Here is a 20383-nt window from a genome sequence, read left to right as displayed (position 1 = left end):
GGCTCTCCCGGGTCAGTCGATGCGGGCGTCGGCGTGGGCCACGCGCAGGCGGCGGGCCTCGGGGATACGGGGCGGCAAGCCCTGGGCCAGCAGGCCGTCGAGGGTGATGGCGCCTTCGCGGGCCAGCAGGTCGGCCTTGCGCGCCGCCCAGGTGGCGTCGTCACCCAGGCGGTCGAGCAGGTCGTGCCCGGCCAGGGTCAGGCCGGTGGCGATCATCACCGGCTCGCCATTCCAGGGGTGGTGCGTGGCGCATACCACCAGCCCGCCCTGGGCCAGCAGGTGCAGGTGATGGGCCACCTGCGCGGCCGAGTGCCCGTCCCAGGCGCGCGGCGCGAAGTGCCGCCCGCCCTCCAGTGTCTCGACGGCCATCAGCAGGCTGCGGATGAGGTCCCAGTCTCGTTTCATGGTGAAGTTCCTTCTGCCGAATCACGGGGTTTCGCGGCTCCCTTGGGTGAGTCCCCCTGCAGCGCCGGAAGGTTCAACCTGCTTTCAGGGCGGCGGGACCATCGGTCGAGCGGCGCCGCAGATCACCGGAACTCGCCCGCAGCGCCACCGCTCCCACCCTGTAGCGGGCCTCGCCCCGGAGGCCCGGAAACAGGAGGAGACCGCCATGCCACGCGGCAGCAAAGACGCCTACACCGACAAGCAGAAGCGCAAGGCCGAGCACATCGAGCAGAGCTACGAGGACAAGGGCGTGGCGCCCAGGGAAGCCGAGGCCCGCGCCTGGGCCACGGTGAACAAGCAGTCCGGCGGCGGCGAGAAGTCCGGCTCCGGCACCCGCAAGCCGGCCACGGCCAAGCGCGCTGCGCGGCAATCCTCGGCCCGCCAGGCGGCCGCCACCCGCCAGGGCGCGCCGCGTCCGGGCCAGTCCCTGGAAGACAGCACCCGCGCGGACCTGATGATGCGCGCCCGGGACCTGGGCATCGCCGGGCGCTCGCGCATGCGCAAGGCTGAGCTGATCCAGGCGATCCGCCATGCGGCCTGAGCCGCGCCGTCCATCACCGGCTGGCCGCCTGGCGCTGTGCGGCGCCGGTGGCTGGCTGCTGGTGCGCGGCGCCCTGCGTGGCGGCCCGCTGGGGCTGCTGCAGGCCGTGCTGGGCGCCGCCGCGCTCTACCGGGCGGCCACCCCGCCAACCCGGCCGGCCCGGCCAGCGGGCGACCACCCCGTGCTGGACCCGCGCCAGGGCATCCGTACCCCGTTCCAGAGCCGCCCACAGCCGGTGCGGCTCCCAGGCCTGCTGAAGGAGGCTCACATGAGCATCAGCTACGACGTCGACGCCGGTACCTGTTCCATCGAACTCAACGGCAACCATTGCGAACTGCCGATCCGCGACGTGGTGGTCACCACCGACGAGGGGCTGCGCGCCTCGGTGATCCACTGCACGGCGGGCACCGCCCTGCTCACCGAAGACCAGGCCCAGGCGCTGATCGGCGCCGGGGCCCGGGACGAACGCTTCAACCTGCTGGCGGACTGACCCACCCTGCCCCCGCCGGCACGCCGCCCGGGCGACGTGCCGGCAGGCTCAGGCCGGCTTGAGCACCAGGCTGCCCAGGGGTGGCAGGTCCAGCACCAGCGCATGGGCCTGGCCGTGGCTGCCGCCCTCCACGGTGGCGGCTTCGGCCAGGGTGCCGGCATGGGAGCCGGCGAAGGCATCCGCATCGCTGTTGAGCAGCACCCGCCAGCGCCCGCCCACGGGCACGCCGACCCGGTAGCCCGGGCGCGGCACCGGGGTGAAGTTGTGCACCACCAGCAGCGGGCCACCCTCGCGGTCGCGGCGCAGCCAGGCGTACACGCTGTTGACCGAGTCGTCGCCGATCAGCCACTGGAAGCCTTCGGCCTGGCCGTCCAACTGGTGCAGGGCCGGTTCCTCGCGGTGCAGGCGGTTGAGTGCGGCCACAAGGTCGCGCACGCCCTGGTGCTCGGCATAGCGCAGCAGGTACCAGTCCAGCTCGCCGTCATGGCTCCATTCCCGCCACTGGCCGAACTCGCAGCCCATGAACAGCAGCTTCTTGCCCGGGTGGGTCCACATGAAGCTGAGGTACAGCCGCAGGTTGGCGAACTTCTGCCAGCGGTCGCCGGGCATCTTGTCCAGCAGCGAGCGTTTGCCGTGGACCACCTCGTCGTGGGAGATGGGCAGGATGAACTGCTCGGAGAAGGCGTAGAGCAGGCCGAAGGTGAGCTGGTGGTGATGGTGGCTGCGGTGCAGCGGGTCTTCGGCGATGTAGCGCAGGCTGTCGTGCATCCAGCCCATGTTCCACTTGTAGGTGAACCCCAGGCCGCCTTCGCGCACCGGGCGGCTCACGCCCGGCCAGGCGGTGGACTCCTCGGCGATGACCAGCGCACCGGGCGCCTCGGAGGCGACCACGTCGTTGAGGTGGCGGAGGAAGTCGATGGCCTCCAGGTTCTCCCGCCCGCCGTGGCGGTTGGGGATCCATTCGCCCTGCTTGCGCGAGTAGTCGCGGTAGAGCATGGAGGCCACCGCATCCACCCGCAGGCCGTCGATGTGGTAGACGCGCAGCCAGTGCAGCGCGGAGGCGATCATGAAGCCGTGCACCTCGTGGCGACCGAGGTTGTAGATGTAGGTGTCCCAGTCCTGGTGGAAGCCCTCGAAGGGGTGCGCGTACTCGTAGAGCGCGGTGCCGTCGAAGCGCGCCAGGCCGTGCTCGTCGGTGGGGAAATGCGCCGGCACCCAGTCGAGGATCACCCCCAGGCCGGCCTGGTGGCAGGCGTCGACGAAGGCGGCGAAGTCCGCCGGGCTGCCGTGGCGGGCGGTGGGCGCGAACAGCGACAGCGGCTGGTAGCCCCAGGAACCGCCGAAGGGGTGCTCCATGATCGGCAGCAGTTCGAGGTGGGTGAAGCCCATCTCCAGGGCATAGGGGATCAGTTGCTCGGCCAGGGCCTTCCAGTGCAGCACCGGCCCTTCCGGCCCGCCCTCGCGGCGCCAGGAGCCGACGTGGACCTCGTAGATCGACAGCGGCCGGTCATGGGCCTGGGCGCGGCTGCGCTCGGCCATCCAGGCTTCGTCGTGCCAGTGGAAGGCCAGGGGCTCGGCCACCACCGAGCCGGTGGCGGGCGGGTGCTCGGTGGCCAGGGCCAGCGGGTCGGCCTTCAGCGGCAGCACGCCATGGCTGCCGAGGATCTCGTACTTGTAGACCTCCCCCGGTTGCAGGCGCGGCACGAACAGCTCCCACACGCCCGTGGGGTGACGCAGGCGCATGGGGTGGCGACGGCCATCCCAGCCGTTGAACCCGCCCACCACCGAGACGCGCCGGGCATTGGGCGCCCACACGGCGAAACGCACGCCCTCGACGCCTTCGTGCTCCACCCGCTGGGCGCCGAAGACCTGGCCGAGTTCGCGGTGGTTGCCTTCGGCGAACAGGTAGAGGTCCATCTCGCCCAGGCAGGGGCCGAAGCTGTAGGGGTCCTCGGTCTCCTGCACGCCGCCGGCCCAGTGGATGCGCAGGCGGTAGCGGCCCTGGCCGCTCCAGGGGGCGCTGAACAGGCCGGGGGTGGCGGCCGGCTGCATGGGCACGGCGCCCTGCTCGTCCAGCAGCTCCACCTGCAGGGCGCCGGGCAGGTAGGCCCGCACCCGCCAGCCATCGGCCACGGGGTGCGGGCCGAGCCAGGCGAAGGGGTCGCCCTGCTCGGCCCGCACCAGGGCCTGGATGGCGTTGCGTTCGGCATCCGCGCCGACAAGGGTCTCACTCATGGGTCACTCCGGGGTCTTGGGTCAGCGCCACCAGGCCGCGCAGCGGCACGGCGAGCCAGTGCGGGCGGTAATGGGCTTCGTAGAGGATTTCGTAGGCGGCCTTCTCGATGCCGAACAGCGCGAGGGCAGCCTGCTCGCCGTCCCGTTCGAACCAGGCGTGGGGCAGCCCGGCGGCGGCGATGCGGTAGGCCTCCAGGCAGGCGCGGCCGGCTTGCTGCCGGTAGCGCTCGGCCAGTTGCCGACGCAGGGCTGCGGCCTGGGGCGCGTGGTCCGCCACCCCGTCACCCCGCACCAGCATGGCGGCGGCGTAGTCGAACGAGCGCAGCAGGCCGGCGACGTCCTTGAAGGGGCTGTGGCGGGCCCGGCGTTCGGCCAGGCTGCGGGTGGGTTCGCCTTCGAAGTCGATGAAACAGGCGTCGCCGTCCTCCACCAGCACTTGGCCCAGGTGCAGGTCGCCATGGACGCGGATCAGCAGCCCGCCGGCGCTGCGCCGGGCGAGGGTTTCCACCTGCTGGTGCAGGGCATCGCGACGCTGCAACAGCCCTGCGGCCAGGGCCGCCGCCTCGGGATCGAGGGCGGCGCGGTGGTCCTCCAGCGTCGCCAGTGCTGCGTCCAGCTGGGCCACCACGCTGCGGGCCCAGGCCTCGGTGGTGGCGGCATCGCTTTCCAGCGGGCCGAAGTCAGCCTCGTCGGCGGGGCGTGCCAGCACGCTGTGCAGCTCGCCCAGGCGCCGGCCGAGCACCCCGGCGAAGGCCTGCAGGGTGCGCAGTTCGGTTTCGGCGGCCTGCTCACCCCCGGCATCCGCCGCCAGGGCATTGCGCAGGGCGCGGTCGAGGTGCTCCAGGGTCCATTGCCAGGCGTCGCCCTGGTTCGGCCGGAAGGCCTGCAGCACGGCCAGGGTCCGGGCAGCGCCGTCGGCGTCCACCCGGCGCACCTGGCCCAGCAGCGCCGGGACGTGGGCGAAGCCCTGGGCGGTGAGGTAGGCGCCCATCTCCGCCTCCGGGTGCAGGCCGGGCAGCACCCGGCGCAGCAGCTTGAACATGTAGCGCCCGTCGATCACCGCCGAGCTGTTGGACTGTTCCGCCGAGAGCACTTTGACCGGCGCCCCCTGCCAGCCGGGCAAGGCGCCGGCAGCGGCCACCGGCAGCCAGTGCAGCTCGCCGCCGGCCACGGCGCGCACGGGCTCGCGGGCCAGGTCATCGAGCCAGCGGGTGATGAACGCCGGCACGCCGAAGCCCTCCATCAGCACGCCGTCGCGCCCGTCCAGGCGCAGGCGGGCCACGGCGCCGCGCAGGGCATCGGAGGCGCCGGCGGCCTGCTCCAACGGCACGAAGACCAGGGGCACGGGGTAGCTGGCGGGGTCGCCGGGCACCTCCACCTCCGCCAGCACGGCCGGCAGCTCTGCGTTGCCACAGGGCAACAGGTACAGCAGCCGGGCGGCATCGGCACGGGTACCGGGGTACCAGCGGCGGCTCGGCAGCCAGCCTTGCAGGGCCGCCTCCAGGGCAGCCGGTGGGAGGTCGGCCAGGCTGCCGTCCAGGGTCAGGGTGGGCAGGTCGGGCGGGGTCGCGGGAGCCGGTTCGGGCCTGGGCATGGCGGTGTCCTCAGTCCTGGGGACGGATGCGCCAGATGCCGAATGGCAGGCGCCAGGGTTCGATGCGCATCCACTGGACCTTGCCGTGCCAGGTCCAGGTGTGGCCGTTCATCAGGTCTTCGCCCTGGGTCATGGCGTCGTCGGGCAGGCCCATCTCCCACAGCGGCAGCTCGAAGTGCGCCTCCTGGGCCTGGTGCGGGTCGAGGCTGATGGCCACCAGGACGAAGTTCTCGCCGTCGGCGCTGCGCTTGCCGAAGTAGAGGATCTGGTCGTTCCAGGCGTTGTAGACCTGCAGGCCGAGGTGGCTCTGCAGGGCCGGGTTCTCCCGGCGGATGCGGTTGAGCTGGGCGATCTCGGCGACGATGTTGCCGGGCGCCTGGTAGTCCCGGGCGCGCAGCTGGTACTTCTCCGAGTCGAGGTACTCCTCCTTGCCGGGCACGGGGGCGGACTCGCAGACCTCGAAGCCGGAATACAGCCCCCACAACCCCGAGCCCATGGCCGCCAGCGCGGCACGGATGAGGAACGCCGCGCGCCCCTGGCCCTGCAGGTGGAAGGGGTTGATGTCCGGGGTGTTGACGAAGAAGTTGGGCCGGTAGCAGTCCCGCAGCGGCGGCTGGTTGAGTTCGAGCAGGTACTCGGCCAGCTCGGCCTTGGTGGTGCGCCAGGTGAAGTAGGTGTAGCTCTGGGAGAAGCCCAGCTTGCCCAGGCGCGCCATCATCGCCGGGCGGGTGAAGGCCTCGGCGAGGAAGATCAGCTCCGGGTGGCGACCGCGCACCTCGGCGATCAGCCATTCCCAGAACGGCAGCGGCTTGGTGTGGGGGTTGTCGACGCGGAACAGCGTGACGCCCGCCTCCACCCAGCCCAGCACCACGTCGCGCAGGGCCAGCCAGAGGTCGGGCTGGGCCTCGCGGGCATAGAAGTCGACGTTGACGATGTCCTCGTACTTCTTCGGCGGGTTCTCGGCGTGGCGGATGGTGCCGTCGGGGCGCCAGCTGAACCAGCCGGGGTGCTGCGCCAGCCAGGGATGGTCGGGGGAGCACTGGATGGCGAAGTCGAGGGCGATCTCCAGGCCGTGGTCACGGGCTGCCTGCACCAGCGCGAGGAAGTCGTCGCGGCTGCCGAGCTGGGGGTGGATGGCCTCGTGCCCACCCTCGGCGCTGCCGATGGCGTAGGGGCTGCCGGGGTCGTCCGGGCCGGCCTCCAGGGCGTTGTTCGGCCCTTTGCGGTGGGTGCGCCCGATGGGGTGGATGGGCGGGAAGTAGAGCACGTCGAAGCCCATGGCCTGGATCGCCGGCAGCCGCTCGATGACGTCGCGGAAGGTGCCGTGGCGCTGGCCGTCGTTGGCGGCGGAGCGCGGGAACAGCTCGTACCAGCTGGCGAACTCCGCCCGCTTGCGCTCCACCTCCAGGGGGAACAGCGGGCTGCACACCCGGTGCGGGTGGGCCTGGACCCGGTCCACGGCGGCGCGGGTTTCCGGTGCCAGCAGCAGCGCCACGCGCTCCTCCACCGACTGGGTGGCCTCCACCGCCTCGATCAGCGTGCGCAGCGCTTCCACCTGGTCCGGCGGGGCCTGGGCGGCGACCCGCTCCAGGTGGGCCACTCCTTCGCGCAGCTCCAGCGCGATGGAGACGCCGGCGGCGTGTTTCTTCGCCAGTTCGTCGCAATAGCTGGCGTACAGGTCCCACCAGGCCTCCACGGCGAACACCACGCGGCCGACACCGGGTGGCACGAAGCGGGCCTGCCAGTGGTCGTTGCCCAGCGGCAGCATGGGCTCCCGCTGCCATTGGGCCTCGCGGGACTCGCGCCACAGCAGGTGGGCCGCCAGCTTGTCGTGGCCATCGGCGAAGATCACCGCGCTCACCGTGCGCGGCTCGCCGGCGATGGCCTTGGCAGCGAAACGGCCGCCATCCACCACCGGCTCCACCGCCTCGATGGCGATGCGCGGGCAGGCCAGGGCTTCTTCCAGGGACAGCGCGCCGGTCAGGCGCGCCACGGATTCGGCAGGGTGCATGGGAAACATGGACGGGCTCCTTGTGGCCGGCGCGCAGCGGGCCGACCCACGGCCGCGCCGGTTGGCGGGAATCTGCTAGTTCCGAGCCCGGGCCGTCGGCAAAGTTCGAACTGATTGCGCCACCCCGGCACCACCCGGGCATGGCTCCGGCCCGGCGGGAGCGGCATAATCCCCGCTCCTTCGTACGGCCCGGTTTCCATGCGCATTCACGTCACCTTCATCGATCGCGTCGGCATCACCCAGGAAGTGCTCGCCCTGCTCGGCGGACGCAACCTCAACCTGGATGCGGTGGAGATGGTGCCGCCGAACGTCTACATCGACGCACCGACCCTGAGCCCCGAGGTGCTGGACGAGCTGCGCGAGGCCCTGCACAAGGTGCACGGTGTGCAGGACGTGACGGTGGTGGACATCCTCCCCGGCCAGCGCCACCGCCTGCAGCTGGATGCGCTGCTGGCGGCGATGACCGACCCGGTGCTGGCGGTGGACGGCAATGGCCGCGTGCTGCTGGCCAACCCGGCGCTGGTGGCGCTGTACGGCGAGGAACCGGCCGGCATCACCCTGGCCCAGCTGTTCGGCGACGAGAGCCTGCACGAGGTGCTGCGCGAGCAGGGCTTCCGCCTGCCGCTGCGGGAAATCCAGCTCAAGGGCCAGGCGCTGCTGCTGGACGCGGTGCCGATCAACGAGGGCGAGCGGCTCACCGGGGCGCTGCTGACCCTCTACCTGCCCAACCGCATCGGCGAGCGGCTCTCGGCCCTGCACCACGACCACGCCGAGGGCTTCGACTCGCTGCTGGGCGACTCCCAGCCCATCCGCACCCTCAAGGCCCGTGCCCTGCGGGTGGCGGCCCTGGATGCGCCCCTGCTGATCACCGGCGAGACTGGCACCGGCAAGGAACTGGTGGCCCGGGCCTGCCACGCCGTCAGCGCCCGGCGCAACCAGCCGTTCCTGGCACTGAACTGCGCGGCCCTGCCGGAGAACCTCGCCGAGAGCGAGCTGTTCGGCTATGCCCCGGGCGCCTTCACCGGTGCCCAGCGAGGCGGCAAGCCGGGCCTGCTGGAGCTGGCCAACCAGGGCACGGTGTTCCTCGACGAGATCGGCGAGATGTCGCCCTACCTGCAGGCCAAGCTGCTGCGCTTCCTCAGCGATGGCTGCTTCCGCCGGGTGGGCGGCGACCGCGAGGTGAAGGTGGACGTGCGCATCCTCAGTGCCACCCACCGCAACCTGGAGAAGATGGTGGCCGAGGGCAGCTTCCGCGAGGACCTGTTCTACCGCCTCAACGTGCTCAGCCTGGACGTGCCGCCGCTGCGCGAGCGGGAGCAGGACATCCTCCTGCTGGCGCGCTTCTTCATGCAGCAGGCCTGCACCCAGATCCAGCGGCCGCCGTGCCGGCTGGCGCCCGGCACCTACCCGGCGCTGCTGGGCAACCGCTGGCCGGGCAACGTGCGCCAGCTGCAGAACGTGATCTTCCGTGCGGCCGCCATCTGCGAGAGCAACATCGTGGAGATCGGCGACCTGGACATCGCCGGCACCGCCGTGGCCCGGCAGAGCGACGGGGAAGTGAACAGCCTGGAAGAGGCCGTGGAGAACTTCGAGCGCGGCCTGCTGGAGAAGCTCTTCGCCAGCTACCCCTCCACCCGCCAGTTGGCCGCCCGGCTCAAGACCTCCCACACCGCCATTGCCCATCGTCTGCGCAAGTACGGCATCCCGGGCAAGAACGCATGAGCGACCTTGCGAATCACTCGTAAGCGATTGATTTTCAAATAATAAAACCACCATTCAAGAGCGACCTTCGCCGCCGCTGGCGGCCGCCTGCCTGGGGCTGCGAGCACGCGCCTGGCAGCCTCGGGGGGCTCGCAGCGCTCAAAACAAATAATTCACATTAGATAAACATCCTATCTAATTGTTTTTATTGGATTTTATTTAGGTTTTTTACTCGAACGTATCGATTTCGATACAGCGTATCGAATTCGCAACAAATCCTTTGAAAGCCCCATCACGCCTGGATTTCGCGCACATGGCCGGTCGGTCACCGCGAGAGCCGTAGCGATTTCGCTACACGCACCAAAAGATTTCACATCAACAAAATATTATATCTATTTGTTTTTATTGAATTTTTATTCAATGGCATCCGCCTTGCTATGAGGCGCCCAGACAGCACGGGGCGACGCTCCGTGCCGGGGGTCCCTATCAGCGCCCGGCAAAGAACCGGGCCACCGCATCGAGGAGTTACCAATGAGCCAATTGCGCTTTACCGCTGATCACGAATGGCTGCGCCTGGACGCAGACGGCCTGGTCACCGTCGGCATCACCGACTTCGCCCAGGACGCCCTCGGCGACGTGGTCTTCGTTCAACTCCCCGAACTGCAACGCTACGCCAAGGGCGAGGAAGTCGCCGTGCTGGAGTCGGTCAAGGCCGCCAGCAACATCGTCATGCCGCTGGACGGCGAGGTGGTGGAAGTCAACGGCGAGCTGCCCGACACCCCCGAGCAGGTCAACGAGGACCCGCAAGGCAGGGCCTGGTTCTTCCGCATGCGCCTGGACGATGCCGGTGCACTGGATGGCCTGCTCGACCAGGCCGGCTACGATGCTTTGGTGAAGAACGCCTGAGGAACACCCGCCATGCCCATCCAGACCCGTTCCCTCGACACCGCCAACGAGTTCATCGCCCGCCACATCGGCCCGCGTGAGGCCGACATCCAGGCCATGCTGGACCTGCTCGGCCACAGCGACCTGGAAGCCCTGACCGCCAGCGTCATCCCCGAGTCCATCAAGGACAGCAGCGTGCTCGACCTGGCCCTGCCCGGCCAGGGCGAAGCCGAGGCCCTCGCGGCCATCAAGGCCATCGCCGCCAAGAACCAGCTGCTGCGCAACCACATCGGCCAGGGCTACTACCCCTGCCACACGCCGAGCCCGATCCTGCGCAACCTGCTGGAAAACCCGGCCTGGTACACCGCCTACACCCCCTACCAGCCGGAGATCTCCCAGGGCCGCCTGGAATCCCTGTTGAACTTCCAGACGCTGATCAGCGACCTCACCGGCCTGCCCATCGCCAACGCCTCCCTGCTGGACGAAGGCACCGCCGCCGCCGAGGCCATGACCTTCTGCAAGCGCCTGTCGAAGAACAAGGCCAGCAACGCCTTCTTCGCCTCCCGTCATTGCCACCCGCAGACCCTGGACGTGCTGCGCACCCGCGCCGAGCCCCTGGGCATCGAGGTGGTGGTGGGCGATGAGCGCGAGATCAGCGACGTTTCCGCCTACTTCGGCGCGCTGCTGCAGTACCCCGCCACCGACGGCGACATCCATGACCACCGCGACCTGGTGGAGCGCCTGCACGGCGCCAACGCCCTGGTGGCGGTCGCGGCCGACCTGCTGGCCCTGACCCTGCTGACCCCGCCCGGTGAGTTCGGCGCCGACGTGGCCCTGGGCAGCGCCCAGCGCTTCGGCGTGCCGCTGGGCTTCGGCGGCCCGCACGCGGCCTACTTCGCCACCCGCGATGCGTTCAAGCGCGACATGCCGGGCCGCCTGGTGGGCGTGTCCATCGACCGCCACGGCAAGCCGGCCCTGCGCCTGGCCATGCAGACCCGCGAGCAGCACATCCGCCGCGAGAAGGCCACCAGCAACATCTGCACCGCCCAGGTGCTGCTGGCCAACATCGCCAGCATGTACGCCGTCTACCACGGGCCCCAGGGCCTGACCCGCATCGCCAAGCGCGTGCACCAGCTCACCGCCATCCTCGCCGAGGGCCTGGCCCAGCTGGGCCACAGCGTCGAGCAACAGCACTTCTTCGACACCCTGACCCTGGCCACCGGCGGCCGTACCGCCGAGCTGCACGCCAAGGCCCGCGCCCAGGGCATCAACCTGCGCGAGATCGATGACCAGCGCCTGGGCCTGTCCCTGGACGAGACCACCACCCAGGCCCATGTGGAAGAGCTCTGGGCGCTGTTCAGCGACAGCCAGGCCATGCCGGCGTTCGACGCCCTGGCCGGCACCGCCGCCAGCCGCCTGCCGGCCGCCCTGCTGCGCCAGTCGCCGATCCTCAGCCACCCGGTGTTCAACCGCTACCACTCGGAAACCGAGCTGATGCGCTACATGCGCAAGCTGGCCGACAAGGACCTGGCCCTGGACCGCAGCATGATCCCGCTGGGCTCCTGCACCATGAAGCTGAACGCCGCCAGCGAGATGATCCCGATCACCTGGGCCGAGTTCGGCAACCTGCACCCCTTCGCCCCGGCCGAGCAGTCCCAGGGCTACCAGCAGCTGACCCAGGAGCTGGAAGCCATGCTCTGCGCCGCCACCGGCTATGACGCCGTGTCGCTGCAGCCCAACGCCGGCTCCCAGGGCGAGTACGCCGGCCTGCTGGCCATCCGCGCCTACCACCTGAGCCGTGGTGACGACCAGCGCGACATCTGCCTGATCCCGCAATCGGCCCACGGCACCAACCCGGCCACCGCAAACATGGCCGGCATGCGCGTGGTGGTCACCGCCTGCGACGCCCGTGGCAACGTCGACATCGCCGACCTCAAGGCCAAGGCCGAAGAGCACCGCGAGCGCCTCGCCGCGATCATGATCACCTACCCCTCCACCCACGGCGTGTTCGAGGAAGGCATCCGCGAGATCTGCGAGATCATCCACACCAACGGCGGCCAGGTGTACATCGACGGCGCCAACATGAACGCCATGGTCGGCCTCTGCGCCCCGGGCCAGTTCGGCGGCGACGTGTCCCACCTGAACCTGCACAAGACCTTCTGCATCCCCCACGGCGGTGGCGGCCCGGGCGTCGGCCCGATCGGCGTCAAGGCCCACCTGGCTCCCTTCCTGCCCGGCCACGGCCATCTGGCGCGCAAGGAAGGCGCGGTAAGCGCCGCGCCCTTCGGCAGCGCCAGCATCCTGCCCATCACCTGGATGTACATCCGCATGATGGGCGGCGCCGGCCTGCGTCGCGCCTCGCAGCTGGCGATCCTCAACGCCAACTACATCGCCCGTCGCCTGGAAGAGCACTACCCGGTGCTCTACACCGGCACCAACGGCCTGGTGGCCCACGAGTGCATCCTCGACCTGCGCCCGCTCAAGGACAGCAGCGGCATCAGCGTCGACGACGTGGCCAAGCGCCTGATCGACTTCGGCTTCCACGCCCCCACCATGTCCTTCCCGGTGGCCGGCACGCTGATGATCGAGCCCACCGAGAGCGAGTCCAAGGAAGAGCTGGACCGCTTCTGCGACGCCATGATCCGCATCCGCAACGAGATCCGCGCGGTGGAGACCGGCGCGCTCGACGCCGAGGACAACCCGCTGAAGAACGCCCCGCACACCGCGGCGGAACTGGTCGGCGAGTGGGCCCACCCCTACAGCCGCGAACAGGCCGTGTACCCCACCGCCAGCCTGGTGGAAGGCAAGTACTGGCCGCCGGTGGGCCGGGTCGACAACGTCTATGGCGACCGCAACCTGGTCTGCGCCTGCCCGTCCATCGAGGCCTACCAGGACGCCTGACCGGCCCGTGAAGGTGGGAGCGAGTTCATTCGCGAATGAATTCTCTCCCACGCACCGCCTTGCGCTTCAACGGTCGGGCCGCATGGCCCGGCCACCCCAAGTGTCTACGCTGACCCAATAACAACGAGCACGAACCAGGCTCAGGAGCGACACCATGTCCCTCAGCGTCTTCGACCTGTTCAAGATCGGCATAGGCCCTTCCAGCTCCCACACCGTCGGCCCGATGCGGGCGGCTGCCCGCTTCGTCGACGGCCTGCGGCGGGAGCACCTGCTGGCCAGCACCACCAGCCTCAAGGTGGAGCTGTACGGCTCCCTGGGCGCCACCGGCAAGGGCCACGGCAGCGACAAGGCCGTGCTGCTCGGCCTGGAGGGCGAGCAACCGGACAGCATCGACACCGAAACCGTGGAGGCCCGCCTGAAGGCCATCCGCGACAGCGGCGAGCTGCGCCTGGGTGGCGAGAAGCCCATCCGCTTCGTGGAGAAGGAGCACCTGGCGCTGATCCGCAAACCCCTCGACTTCCACCCCAACGGCATGATCTTCCGCGCCTTCGACGCGGCCGGCCTGCAGTTACGCGCCCGCGAGTACTACTCGGTGGGCGGCGGTTTCGTGGTGGACGACGAGGCCGCCGGGCGCGACCGCATCGTCGAGGACCAGACGCCCCTCGCCTACCCCTTCAAGACCGGCAAGGAACTGCTCGCCCACTGCGCCGCCAGCGGCCTCTCCATCAGCGCGCTGATGCGTGAGAACGAGAAGGCCTGGCGCAGCCCCGAGGAGACCAGCGCCGGGCTGCAGCGCATCTGGCAGGTTATGCAGGACTGCGTGAAAGCAGGCTGCCGCAAGGAGGGCATCATGCCCGGCGGGCTCAAGGTCAAGCGCCGCGCCGCCGCGCTGTTCCGCCAGCTCAGCGAGCGCCCGGAAGCCGCCCTGCGCGACAGCCTGACGGTGCTGGACTGGGTCAACCTCTACGCCCTGGCGGTGAACGAGGAGAACGCCACCGGCGGGCGCGTGGTCACCGCGCCCACCAATGGCGCGGCGGGCATCGTCCCGGCGGTGCTGCACTACTACACGCGCTTCGTCCCGGGCGCCAATGACGAGGGCGTGGAGCGCTTCCTGCTCACCGCCGCCGCCATCGGCATCCTCTACAAGGAGAACGCCTCCATCTCCGGCGCCGAAGTGGGCTGCCAGGGCGAGGTGGGCGTGGCCTGCTCCATGGCCGCCGGCGCGCTCTGCGAAGTCATGGGCGGCAGCGTGCAACAGGTGGAGAACGCCGCCGAGATCGGCATGGAACACAACCTGGGGCTGACCTGCGACCCGGTCGGCGGCCTGGTCCAGGTGCCCTGCATCGAACGCAACGCCATGGGCTCGGTGAAGGCCATCAACGCCGCACGCATGGCCCTGCGCGGCGACGGCCAGCACTTCATCTCCCTCGACAAGGTGATCCGCACCATGCGCCAGACCGGGGCCGACATGAAGAGCAAGTACAAGGAAACCGCTCGCGGCGGCCTCGCCGTGAACATCATCGAATGCTGAGTGCCGGTCCGTCGGGCGCCCAGCGCCCACGGACCCTCAATCGGTGCGCGCGGCGCACCTACAGGAAGACGGAATGACCACTGAAACCCTCGCCAAGACCCCGCTGCACGCACTGCACCTCGAACTCGGCGCGAAGATGGTGCCCTTCGCCGGCTACGACATGCCGGTGCAGTACCCCCTGGGCGTGCTCAAGGAGCACCTGCACACCCGCGGCCAGGCTGGGCTGTTCGATGTCTCCCACATGGGCCAGATCCGCCTGCGCGGCAACCACGCCGGCCAGGCCCTGGAAACCCTGGTGCCGGTGGACATCATCGACCTGCCGGTGGGCCTGCAGCGCTACGCGGTGTTCACCGATGCCAACGGCGGCATCCTCGACGACCTGATGGTGGCGCGCCTGGCCCCGGATGAGCTGATGCTGGTGGTCAACGCCGCCTGCAAGGACCAGGACCTGGCCCACCTGCGCCAGCACATCGGTGGCCAGTGCGAGATCGAACCGCTGTTCGAGTCCCGCGCCCTGCTGGCCCTCCAGGGCCCGGCTGCCGCCGAGGTGCTGGGCCGCCTGGCCCCGGAAGTGAAGAAGATGACCTTCATGCAGTTCGGCAGCGTGCGCCTGGAAGGCGTGGAGTGCTACGTCAGCCGCTCCGGCTACACCGGCGAGGATGGCTACGAGATCTCCGTGCCCGCCGACAAGGCCGAGGCCCTCGCCCGCACCCTGCTGGCCCAGCCCGAAGTCCAGCCCATCGGCCTCGGCGCCCGCGACTCGCTGCGCCTGGAAGCCGGCCTGTGCCTGTACGGCCACGACATGAGCAGCGCCACCACCCCCATCGAAGCCAGCCTCGGCTGGGCCCTCTCCAAGGTGCGCCGTGCCGATGGCGCCCGCGCCGGCGGCTTCCCGGGTGCCGAGCGCATCTACGCCCAGCAGCGCGATGGCGTGGCGCAGAAGCGCGTCGGGCTGCTGCCCCAGGAACGCGTACCGGTGCGTGAAGGCGCGGAAATCGTCGATGCCGACGGCGCGGTGATCGGCCGCGTCACCAGCGGCGGCTTCGGCCCCAGCCTGGGCGGCCCCGTGGCCATGGGCTACCTGCCCGCCGACAAGGCCACGCTGGACACCGACGTCTGGGCCATGGTGCGCGGCAAGCGCGTGCCCATGAAGGTCGCCCGCACCCCCTTCGTGCCGCAGCGCTACTACCGCGGCTGACGCTTTACCCTCGATGCCCCACCGGCGGCCCCTCGCCGGCCCGGGGCCTTCAGGCGGCGGGTCTACCGCCGCCTTTTCTTATCCTCGCCTCAACGCGTCAACGGCAACGCCAGGCCCGCCATCCCGAACAGCCCGCCGCACACCTGGTTGAAGCGCCGGCCGCTGCGCGCCAGCCAGGGGCGGACGCGGTGGGCCAGGCGGGCGAGCAGGTACTCCACCACGCATTCGATGCTCACGAAGGTCAGGGTCATGACCACGCACTGCAGCCACAGGGGCCGTGCGGGGTCGAGGAACTGGGAGACGAAGGCGCCGAAGAACAGGATCACCTTGGGGTTGGACAGAGCCGAGAACATGCCCTGGCGGAACAGGCTGAGGTTGCTGCGCCGGCCGACCTCGGTGCCGGCGTCCAGCTGGATGCCGGGCGAGCGCCAGAGTTGGATGCCGAGCCAGATCAGGTACAGGCCGCCGGCCACCTTGAGCAGGGTCAGTGCCTGGGCGGAGGCCTTGAGCAGCGCGCCGATGCCGAACATGGACAGCGCCATCAGCAGGGCGAAGCCGAGCGCGCCGCCGCTGATGGTGAACAGCGCCCGACGGTGCCCATGGAGGGCGCCATGGGACAGTGCCAGCAAGGCGTTGGGGCCGGGTGTTAGGGACAGGCCGAGGACGGCCAGCAGGTAGATCAACCAGGTATGCAAGGCCATCGGGTGGGGCTCCAGGGCAGGCGCGAGGCGCCAGTCTAGCGAGCCGCCCTGGGCTGCGCGAGGCCGGCGTTCACTCCCGGTAGCGCTGCTGGAAGTCGGCGAGCATCTTCTGGTAGCGCCCCGTGCTGCGCAGCGCCTGCAGGCCCTGCTCGAACACAGCCGCGAGCCGCGCCCCATCCGGGTTGACCTTGGAGAAGGCCAGCCAGAAGCCATCCTCCTGCATCAACCCCACCTGTTTCACCCTGCCCCGAAATTCGCCGCTCTGCTGGATGCGCATCAAGCCGGGCATGGTGTTCATCAGGATGTAGTCGACACGCCCCGCCGCCAGCATCTGCAGCAGCTGCGCATCGGAGTTGGCGGTGAAGCGCTCGATGGCCGGGTTCTCCATGAAGGCCGTCGGGTAGGTGTAGCCGTTGGTGATGCCGACGCTGTGGCCGTCGAGGTCGGCGGTCTTCAGGTCCTGCCGGGGTTCGTCGGCGCGACCGAAGATGGCCAGGCCTTCCTTGAATAGCGGGGTCGGGTGCCAAACGTATTGGTCGCGGTTGGCGTCGGTGATGGTGACGTCGAAGCAGGCCACGGCCTGCTGGCCCACCTCTGCCAGCAGCAGGCAGCGGGAAAACGGCACGGTGAGGAACTGCACCTCCACACCCTGGGTGGCGAACGCCTCGCGCACCAGCTCTGGTGCAAAGCCTTCGGGCTCGTTGCTGTCGAAACGCTTGGAAGAATAAGGTGCCCAGTCGTCCTCGGCGGCAATCACCACCGTTTCGGCCGCCACCGGCCCGACGCAGGCAGCCAGCACAACTGCCAGGAGCCATGCTTTCATCACGCCCCTCCTCTATTGGCGCGGGCCGGCGGGCCCGCTATTGGCCTCCACCAGTTGGCTCGGCAGCTCGCGGGGCATCCAGATCTGGAAGTGCACGCCGGCACCGGGAGCGGACTCGAACTTCAACCGGCCGTTGAGCTTGCGGGTGATCAGGTTGAAGACGATGTTCAGGCCCAGGCCGGTCCCACCCTCGCCGCGCTTGGTGGTGAAGAAAGGTTCGAAGATGCGCTCGTGCAGCTCCGCCGGTACGCCGCTGCCGTTGTCACGGTAGTCCAGCAGCACCTCGTCGCCCTCAGCCTTCAGGGACAGGACGATGCGCGCGGCCTGGGTCTCGGAGAAGGCGTGGCGCACGCTGTTCATGATGAGGTTGGCCACCACCTGGGTGAGCACGCCAGGCAGGCTCTGCATGGTCAGCTCGGCGTCGCAGTCCAGCACCGGCTCCACCGGCACCTTGCGGGTCTCGGGGTGCAGGCTGGTTATCAGGGCCTCCAGCACCTGGCGCACCTGGAACTGGCAGCGGGCTTCGGACACCTGGTCCACGGCGGTCTGCTTGAAGTTGGCGATCAGCCGCGCGGCGCGGCCGATGTTGTGGTCGAGCATGGTGCTGCTGTCCTGGGCGCGCTGCAGCAGGCTGCGGAAGGCGTCGCTGGTCAGGGTCTGGGCCTGGAACTGGCTCTGCAACTCGCCCAGCACCTCTCCCAGCACCGAGGAGGCGGTGACGGCGATGCCCAGCGGGGTGTTCACCTCATGGGCCACCCCTGCCACCAGGCCGCCCAGTGCCGCCAGCTTCTCGGACTGGATCAGCTGCCCCTGGGCTTCGCGCAGCTGGCACACGCTTTCAGTCAGCTCGCGGGTCCGCTCGGCGACGGTGGACTCCAGCTGGTCGGAGTAGGCCTTGAGCTTCTCCTCCCCTTCGCGCACCTGCCGCAGGTTGTCACCCAGGGCCTGCAGGTGCTGGTTGGTGGCGCGCACCAGCACGCCGATCTCGTTCTCGGCGTGTCCGGCGGGCTCGCTGAGGCGGGCGTTCTCCGGGGCGGCGATATCCACCCGGGCGATGGAGAAGATCAGCTGGCGCAACGGGCGGGTGACCCAGATATAGAAGATCAGCAGCAGGATCAGCGAGATGGCCAGAGCGTAGACCAGGCCGCTGACCAGGGTCACCACGGCGCGGTGGAGGAACTCGCCACCGTAGGGGAAGGTGTCCACTTCCACCAGCAGGTCACCCAGCCAACCGGCAGCGCCGATGCCGAGCTTCTCGGTGGACAGGCGCAGTTGGTAGTGGCGCGTCATGCCGAACAGCATGTCGTTGAGGGCGCGGCCTTCGGTCTGCGTCAAGCTGCGGGAACGGTCGGCGAACAGCTTGCCTTCCGGCAGCATGATCCGTGCGCCGACCACACCGCGCTGCTCGAGCATGCCCTTGAGCAGGTCGTCGGCGGTGCTCTGGTCGAGGCTGAACACCACGGTGGTGGCCGGGTCGCGCACCAGCCCGAACAGGGCCTGCACGTCCGCGTCCGGCAGGTCACGGCTGCGCTCGTAGTCCAGCGCGATCTGCACCAGGCTGACCACCAGGCCCAGCGCCACCGCACAGACCAGGGTCAGGCGCAGCAGGCTGGCGGAAAGGCTGCGCCCGACCACAACCTGGCCTTGCTCGGGGCCGACAGGTGGCGCGGCGGTCATGAGTGGTGCTCGTCCGGGTCGTCGGGGTACTGGTCACGGATGGCGAAGAAGGCGTCCTGGTGCTCCAGCAGCAGGTCCACCAGGCGAGGCTCGAAATGCCGGCCGCGCTCGGAGCGGATCAACTCCAGCACCTCTTCCCGGGGCCAGGGCTCCTTGTAGGCGCGCCGGGAGCACAGGGCGTCGAAGACGTCGGCCAGGGCGATGATCCGCCCAGCCAGTGGAATGGTGTCCCCGGCCAGGCCCTGGGGGTAGCCGTTGCCGTCCCAGCGCTCGTGGTGGTTGCCGGCGATTTGCGCGCCCACCTGCATCAGCAACCGGCGGGAACGCTGGAGGATGGCCACGCCGTAGTCGACGTGCTTCTTCATCACCACCCACTCGTCGGGGTCGAGCTTGCCGGGCTTGTGCAGGATGGCGTCGGGAATCGCCACCTTGCCGATGTCATGCAGCGGCGAGGCGTGCTGGATCAGGTACACCTCGCGCTCCGGCAGGCCGTAGAGCCGCGCCAGCATTTCGCTGAACAGCGAAACGCGCTGCACGTGGGCGCCGGTCTCCTTGCTGCGCACCTCCACGGCGTTGGCCAGGGTGTAGACCAGCTCCTTGGAGGTTTCCTGCAGGTCTTCCAGCAGGTTGATGTTCTCGAAGGTGATGGCCACGTTGCGCATGTAGATTTCCAGCAACTGCCGGTCCAGCTCGCTCAGCGGCTCCAGGTGGGTGACGTAGAGCAGGCTGGCGCCGCCGCGCTCGTTGCTGTGATAGAGCACGTAGGCGTCGTCGTAGTGGCACGAGGCTTTGGCCTCCAGCACCTGGCGGAAGCGCTCGGCGACATCACCAGGCAGGGTCTGCAGCGAGTCGTCGGCCTGGTAGCTGTGGAACTCGCCGGTGGCGGCCAGGGTGCGGGTCTGTTCGTGCCCTTCCCCCGGGCAGACCATGCAATACAGCGCCGACTGCCCCAGGTGCAGCAGGGTGGTCAGTTGCTCCAGCACCGTGGAGGAGAACACCTTGAGGGTCGCGGCGTTCTGCACCTTGGCGCAGGCCTCCAGCACGTGGCTCAGGCCCCGGCGCTGGGCCTCGATCACCCCCAGGTCGCGGTACGACCGCAGCATCGAATACAACAGCGTGCGCAGCTTCTGGGTGGTGAGCTCGGTCTTTTCCTTGTAGTCATCCACCTCGTACTCGCGGATGACCCGGTCCTCCGGAGCCTGGCCGGCCTGCCCGGTGCGCAGCACCAGGCGCGTCATGCGGTTGTTGCAGGTTTCCCGCAGGTACCGCACCAGGTCCAGCCCGGCGTGCTCGGTTTCCATCACCACGTCGATCAGCGCCAGGGCGATGTCATCCCGTGACTTGAAAATGTCACGGGCCTGGGCGGCGGAATAGGCGGGAACCAGCTCCAGGGGTCGCCCCTGGAACTCGAAGCCGCTCAAGGCGAGCCGGGTGACGGCGTGTACCTCGGCATCATCGTCCACCACCAGCACGCACCACGGCGGGATCGGCCGGGGAGCAGGCGGCGGTGAATGGGTTGAGGAGGGAGAATCGGCGAAGAAGTCCATAGCACTCATCCTGGACAAGGCCCAATGCCAGCAGCATAGACGGCCCGGATGGAGTGACTGGATTTTTTGCGTGTAAGCCGCTGCGCGGCGGCCTTAGGACGCCC

The 20383-nt window shown here is 69.5% G+C and carries 15 protein-coding genes; 7 read left to right on the top strand and 8 right to left on the bottom strand.

Going from position 1 to position 20383, the window contains the following annotated elements:
- Positions 1 to 12: 12 nt before the first annotated feature.
- Positions 13 to 405 carry a DUF2513 domain-containing protein gene (locus BM198_RS20900; RefSeq protein WP_074972055.1) on the bottom strand — a complete coding sequence of 131 codons (393 nt, stop codon included), beginning with the start codon at positions 403 to 405 and terminating at the stop codon, positions 13 to 15.
- Positions 406 to 610: 205 nt separating this feature from the next.
- Here BM198_RS20900 and BM198_RS20895 point away from each other — a divergent pair, with 205 nt between their 5' ends.
- Together BM198_RS20895 and BM198_RS29390 are read left to right on the top strand one after the other, a co-directional pair.
- Positions 611 to 985 carry a Rho termination factor N-terminal domain-containing protein gene (locus tag BM198_RS20895; RefSeq protein WP_074972053.1) on the top strand — a complete coding sequence of 125 codons (375 nt, stop codon included), beginning with the start codon at positions 611 to 613 and terminating at the stop codon, positions 983 to 985.
- Positions 975 to 1475 (top strand): DUF3203 family protein, encoded by a 501-nt coding sequence (locus BM198_RS29390; RefSeq protein ID WP_083422434.1) that lies wholly within the window; start codon positions 975 to 977, stop codon positions 1473 to 1475. Before BM198_RS20895 ends, BM198_RS29390 begins: the two co-directional genes overlap by 11 nt.
- A 48-nt stretch (positions 1476 to 1523) precedes the next feature.
- Here BM198_RS29390 and glgB read toward each other — a convergent pair whose 3' ends face one another.
- The 3 genes from glgB to BM198_RS20875 are packed head-to-tail and all read right to left on the bottom strand — an operon-like array spanning position 1524 to position 7315.
- Positions 1524 to 3710 carry a 1,4-alpha-glucan branching protein GlgB gene (gene glgB / locus BM198_RS20885; protein ID WP_074972051.1) on the bottom strand — a complete coding sequence of 729 codons (2187 nt, stop codon included), beginning with the start codon at positions 3708 to 3710 and terminating at the stop codon, positions 1524 to 1526.
- Positions 3703 to 5304, bottom strand: a complete 1602-nt coding sequence (locus tag BM198_RS20880; protein WP_074972049.1) for a putative maltokinase — start codon at positions 5302 to 5304, stop codon at positions 3703 to 3705. Before BM198_RS20880 ends, glgB begins: the two co-directional genes overlap by 8 nt.
- 10 nt (positions 5305 to 5314) lie before the next feature.
- On the bottom strand, positions 5315 to 7315 hold the full coding sequence (locus BM198_RS20875; protein ID WP_074972228.1) for an alpha-1,4-glucan--maltose-1-phosphate maltosyltransferase: 2001 nt from the start codon (positions 7313 to 7315) through the stop codon (positions 5315 to 5317).
- A gap of 198 nt (positions 7316 to 7513) precedes the next feature.
- On the opposite strand from BM198_RS20875, the gene BM198_RS20870 reads away from it, so the two are divergent.
- The 5 genes from BM198_RS20870 (at position 7514) to gcvT (ending at position 15531) form a co-directional block, all read left to right on the top strand.
- On the top strand, positions 7514 to 9037 hold the full coding sequence (locus BM198_RS20870) for a sigma-54-dependent transcriptional regulator (protein ID WP_044399610.1): 1524 nt from the start codon (positions 7514 to 7516) through the stop codon (positions 9035 to 9037).
- Positions 9038 to 9547: 510 nt separating this feature from the next.
- Complete coding sequence (gcvH, locus tag BM198_RS20865) at positions 9548 to 9922, top strand: glycine cleavage system protein GcvH (protein WP_074972047.1); 375 nt, start codon at positions 9548 to 9550, stop codon at positions 9920 to 9922.
- 12 nt (positions 9923 to 9934) lie between these two features.
- Positions 9935 to 12802: an aminomethyl-transferring glycine dehydrogenase gene (gene gcvP / locus BM198_RS20860; protein WP_074972046.1), complete on the top strand. Its 2868-nt coding sequence runs from the start codon at positions 9935 to 9937 to the stop codon at positions 12800 to 12802.
- Positions 12803 to 12956: 154 nt separating this feature from the next.
- On the top strand, positions 12957 to 14333 hold the full coding sequence (locus BM198_RS20855; protein WP_074972044.1) for an L-serine ammonia-lyase: 1377 nt from the start codon (positions 12957 to 12959) through the stop codon (positions 14331 to 14333).
- A 73-nt stretch (positions 14334 to 14406) separates the two neighbouring features.
- Positions 14407 to 15531, top strand: a complete 1125-nt coding sequence (gcvT, locus tag BM198_RS20850) for a glycine cleavage system aminomethyltransferase GcvT (RefSeq protein WP_074972042.1) — start codon at positions 14407 to 14409, stop codon at positions 15529 to 15531.
- An 89-nt stretch (positions 15532 to 15620) separates the two neighbouring features.
- Here the strand turns inward: gcvT and BM198_RS20845 are convergent, their stop codons facing one another.
- The 4 genes from BM198_RS20845 to BM198_RS20830 form a co-directional block, all read right to left on the bottom strand.
- The gene (locus tag BM198_RS20845; RefSeq protein WP_074972040.1) at positions 15621 to 16232 is read right to left on the bottom strand and encodes a LysE family translocator; all 612 of its coding nucleotides are present in this window, start codon (positions 16230 to 16232) and stop codon (positions 15621 to 15623) included.
- A 70-nt stretch (positions 16233 to 16302) separates the two neighbouring features.
- Positions 16303 to 17055, bottom strand: coding sequence for a substrate-binding periplasmic protein (locus BM198_RS20840; RefSeq protein WP_074972038.1), 753 nt, complete (start codon positions 17053 to 17055; stop codon positions 16303 to 16305).
- Between the two features lie 12 nt (positions 17056 to 17067).
- Positions 17068 to 18732 (bottom strand): ATP-binding protein, encoded by a 1665-nt coding sequence (locus tag BM198_RS20835; protein ID WP_074972036.1) that lies wholly within the window; start codon positions 18730 to 18732, stop codon positions 17068 to 17070.
- Entirely contained in the window at positions 18729 to 20279 is a 1551-nt protein-coding gene (locus BM198_RS20830) for a DUF3369 domain-containing protein (RefSeq protein ID WP_074972034.1), read from the bottom strand. Before BM198_RS20830 ends, BM198_RS20835 begins: the two co-directional genes overlap by 4 nt.
- Positions 20280 to 20383 lie beyond the last annotated feature (104 nt).

It is taken from the genome of Metapseudomonas otitidis, from assembly GCF_900111835.1.
Taxonomy (GTDB): domain Bacteria; phylum Pseudomonadota; class Gammaproteobacteria; order Pseudomonadales; family Pseudomonadaceae; genus Metapseudomonas; species Metapseudomonas otitidis.
Note: the sequence above shows the minus strand (reverse complement) of the source record. Positions and strands in the feature narration are given on the sequence as shown.

Excerpts from the sequence above, each read along its gene's own strand:
- BM198_RS20900 (WP_074972055.1), bottom strand. The coding sequence starts at position 405 with ATGAAACGAGACTGGGACCTCATCCGCAGCCTGCTGATGGCCGTCGAG.
- BM198_RS20895 (WP_074972053.1), top strand. The coding sequence starts at position 611 with ATGCCACGCGGCAGCAAAGACGCCTACACCGACAAGCAGAAGCGCAAG.
- BM198_RS29390 (WP_083422434.1), top strand. The coding sequence starts at position 975 with ATGCGGCCTGAGCCGCGCCGTCCATCACCGGCTGGCCGCCTGGCGCTG.
- glgB (WP_074972051.1), bottom strand. The coding sequence starts at position 3,710 with ATGAGTGAGACCCTTGTCGGCGCGGATGCCGAACGCAACGCCATCCAG.
- BM198_RS20880 (WP_074972049.1), bottom strand. The coding sequence starts at position 5,304 with ATGCCCAGGCCCGAACCGGCTCCCGCGACCCCGCCCGACCTGCCCACC.
- BM198_RS20875 (WP_074972228.1), bottom strand. The coding sequence starts at position 7,315 with ATGCACCCTGCCGAATCCGTGGCGCGCCTGACCGGCGCGCTGTCCCTG.
- BM198_RS20870 (WP_044399610.1), top strand. The coding sequence starts at position 7,514 with ATGCGCATTCACGTCACCTTCATCGATCGCGTCGGCATCACCCAGGAA.
- gcvH (WP_074972047.1), top strand. The coding sequence starts at position 9,548 with ATGAGCCAATTGCGCTTTACCGCTGATCACGAATGGCTGCGCCTGGAC.
- gcvP (WP_074972046.1), top strand. The coding sequence starts at position 9,935 with ATGCCCATCCAGACCCGTTCCCTCGACACCGCCAACGAGTTCATCGCC.
- BM198_RS20855 (WP_074972044.1), top strand. The coding sequence starts at position 12,957 with ATGTCCCTCAGCGTCTTCGACCTGTTCAAGATCGGCATAGGCCCTTCC.
- gcvT (WP_074972042.1), top strand. The coding sequence starts at position 14,407 with ATGACCACTGAAACCCTCGCCAAGACCCCGCTGCACGCACTGCACCTC.
- BM198_RS20845 (WP_074972040.1), bottom strand. The coding sequence starts at position 16,232 with ATGGCCTTGCATACCTGGTTGATCTACCTGCTGGCCGTCCTCGGCCTG.
- BM198_RS20840 (WP_074972038.1), bottom strand. The coding sequence starts at position 17,055 with ATGAAAGCATGGCTCCTGGCAGTTGTGCTGGCTGCCTGCGTCGGGCCG.
- BM198_RS20835 (WP_074972036.1), bottom strand. The coding sequence starts at position 18,732 with ATGACCGCCGCGCCACCTGTCGGCCCCGAGCAAGGCCAGGTTGTGGTC.
- BM198_RS20830 (WP_074972034.1), bottom strand. The coding sequence starts at position 20,279 with ATGGACTTCTTCGCCGATTCTCCCTCCTCAACCCATTCACCGCCGCCT.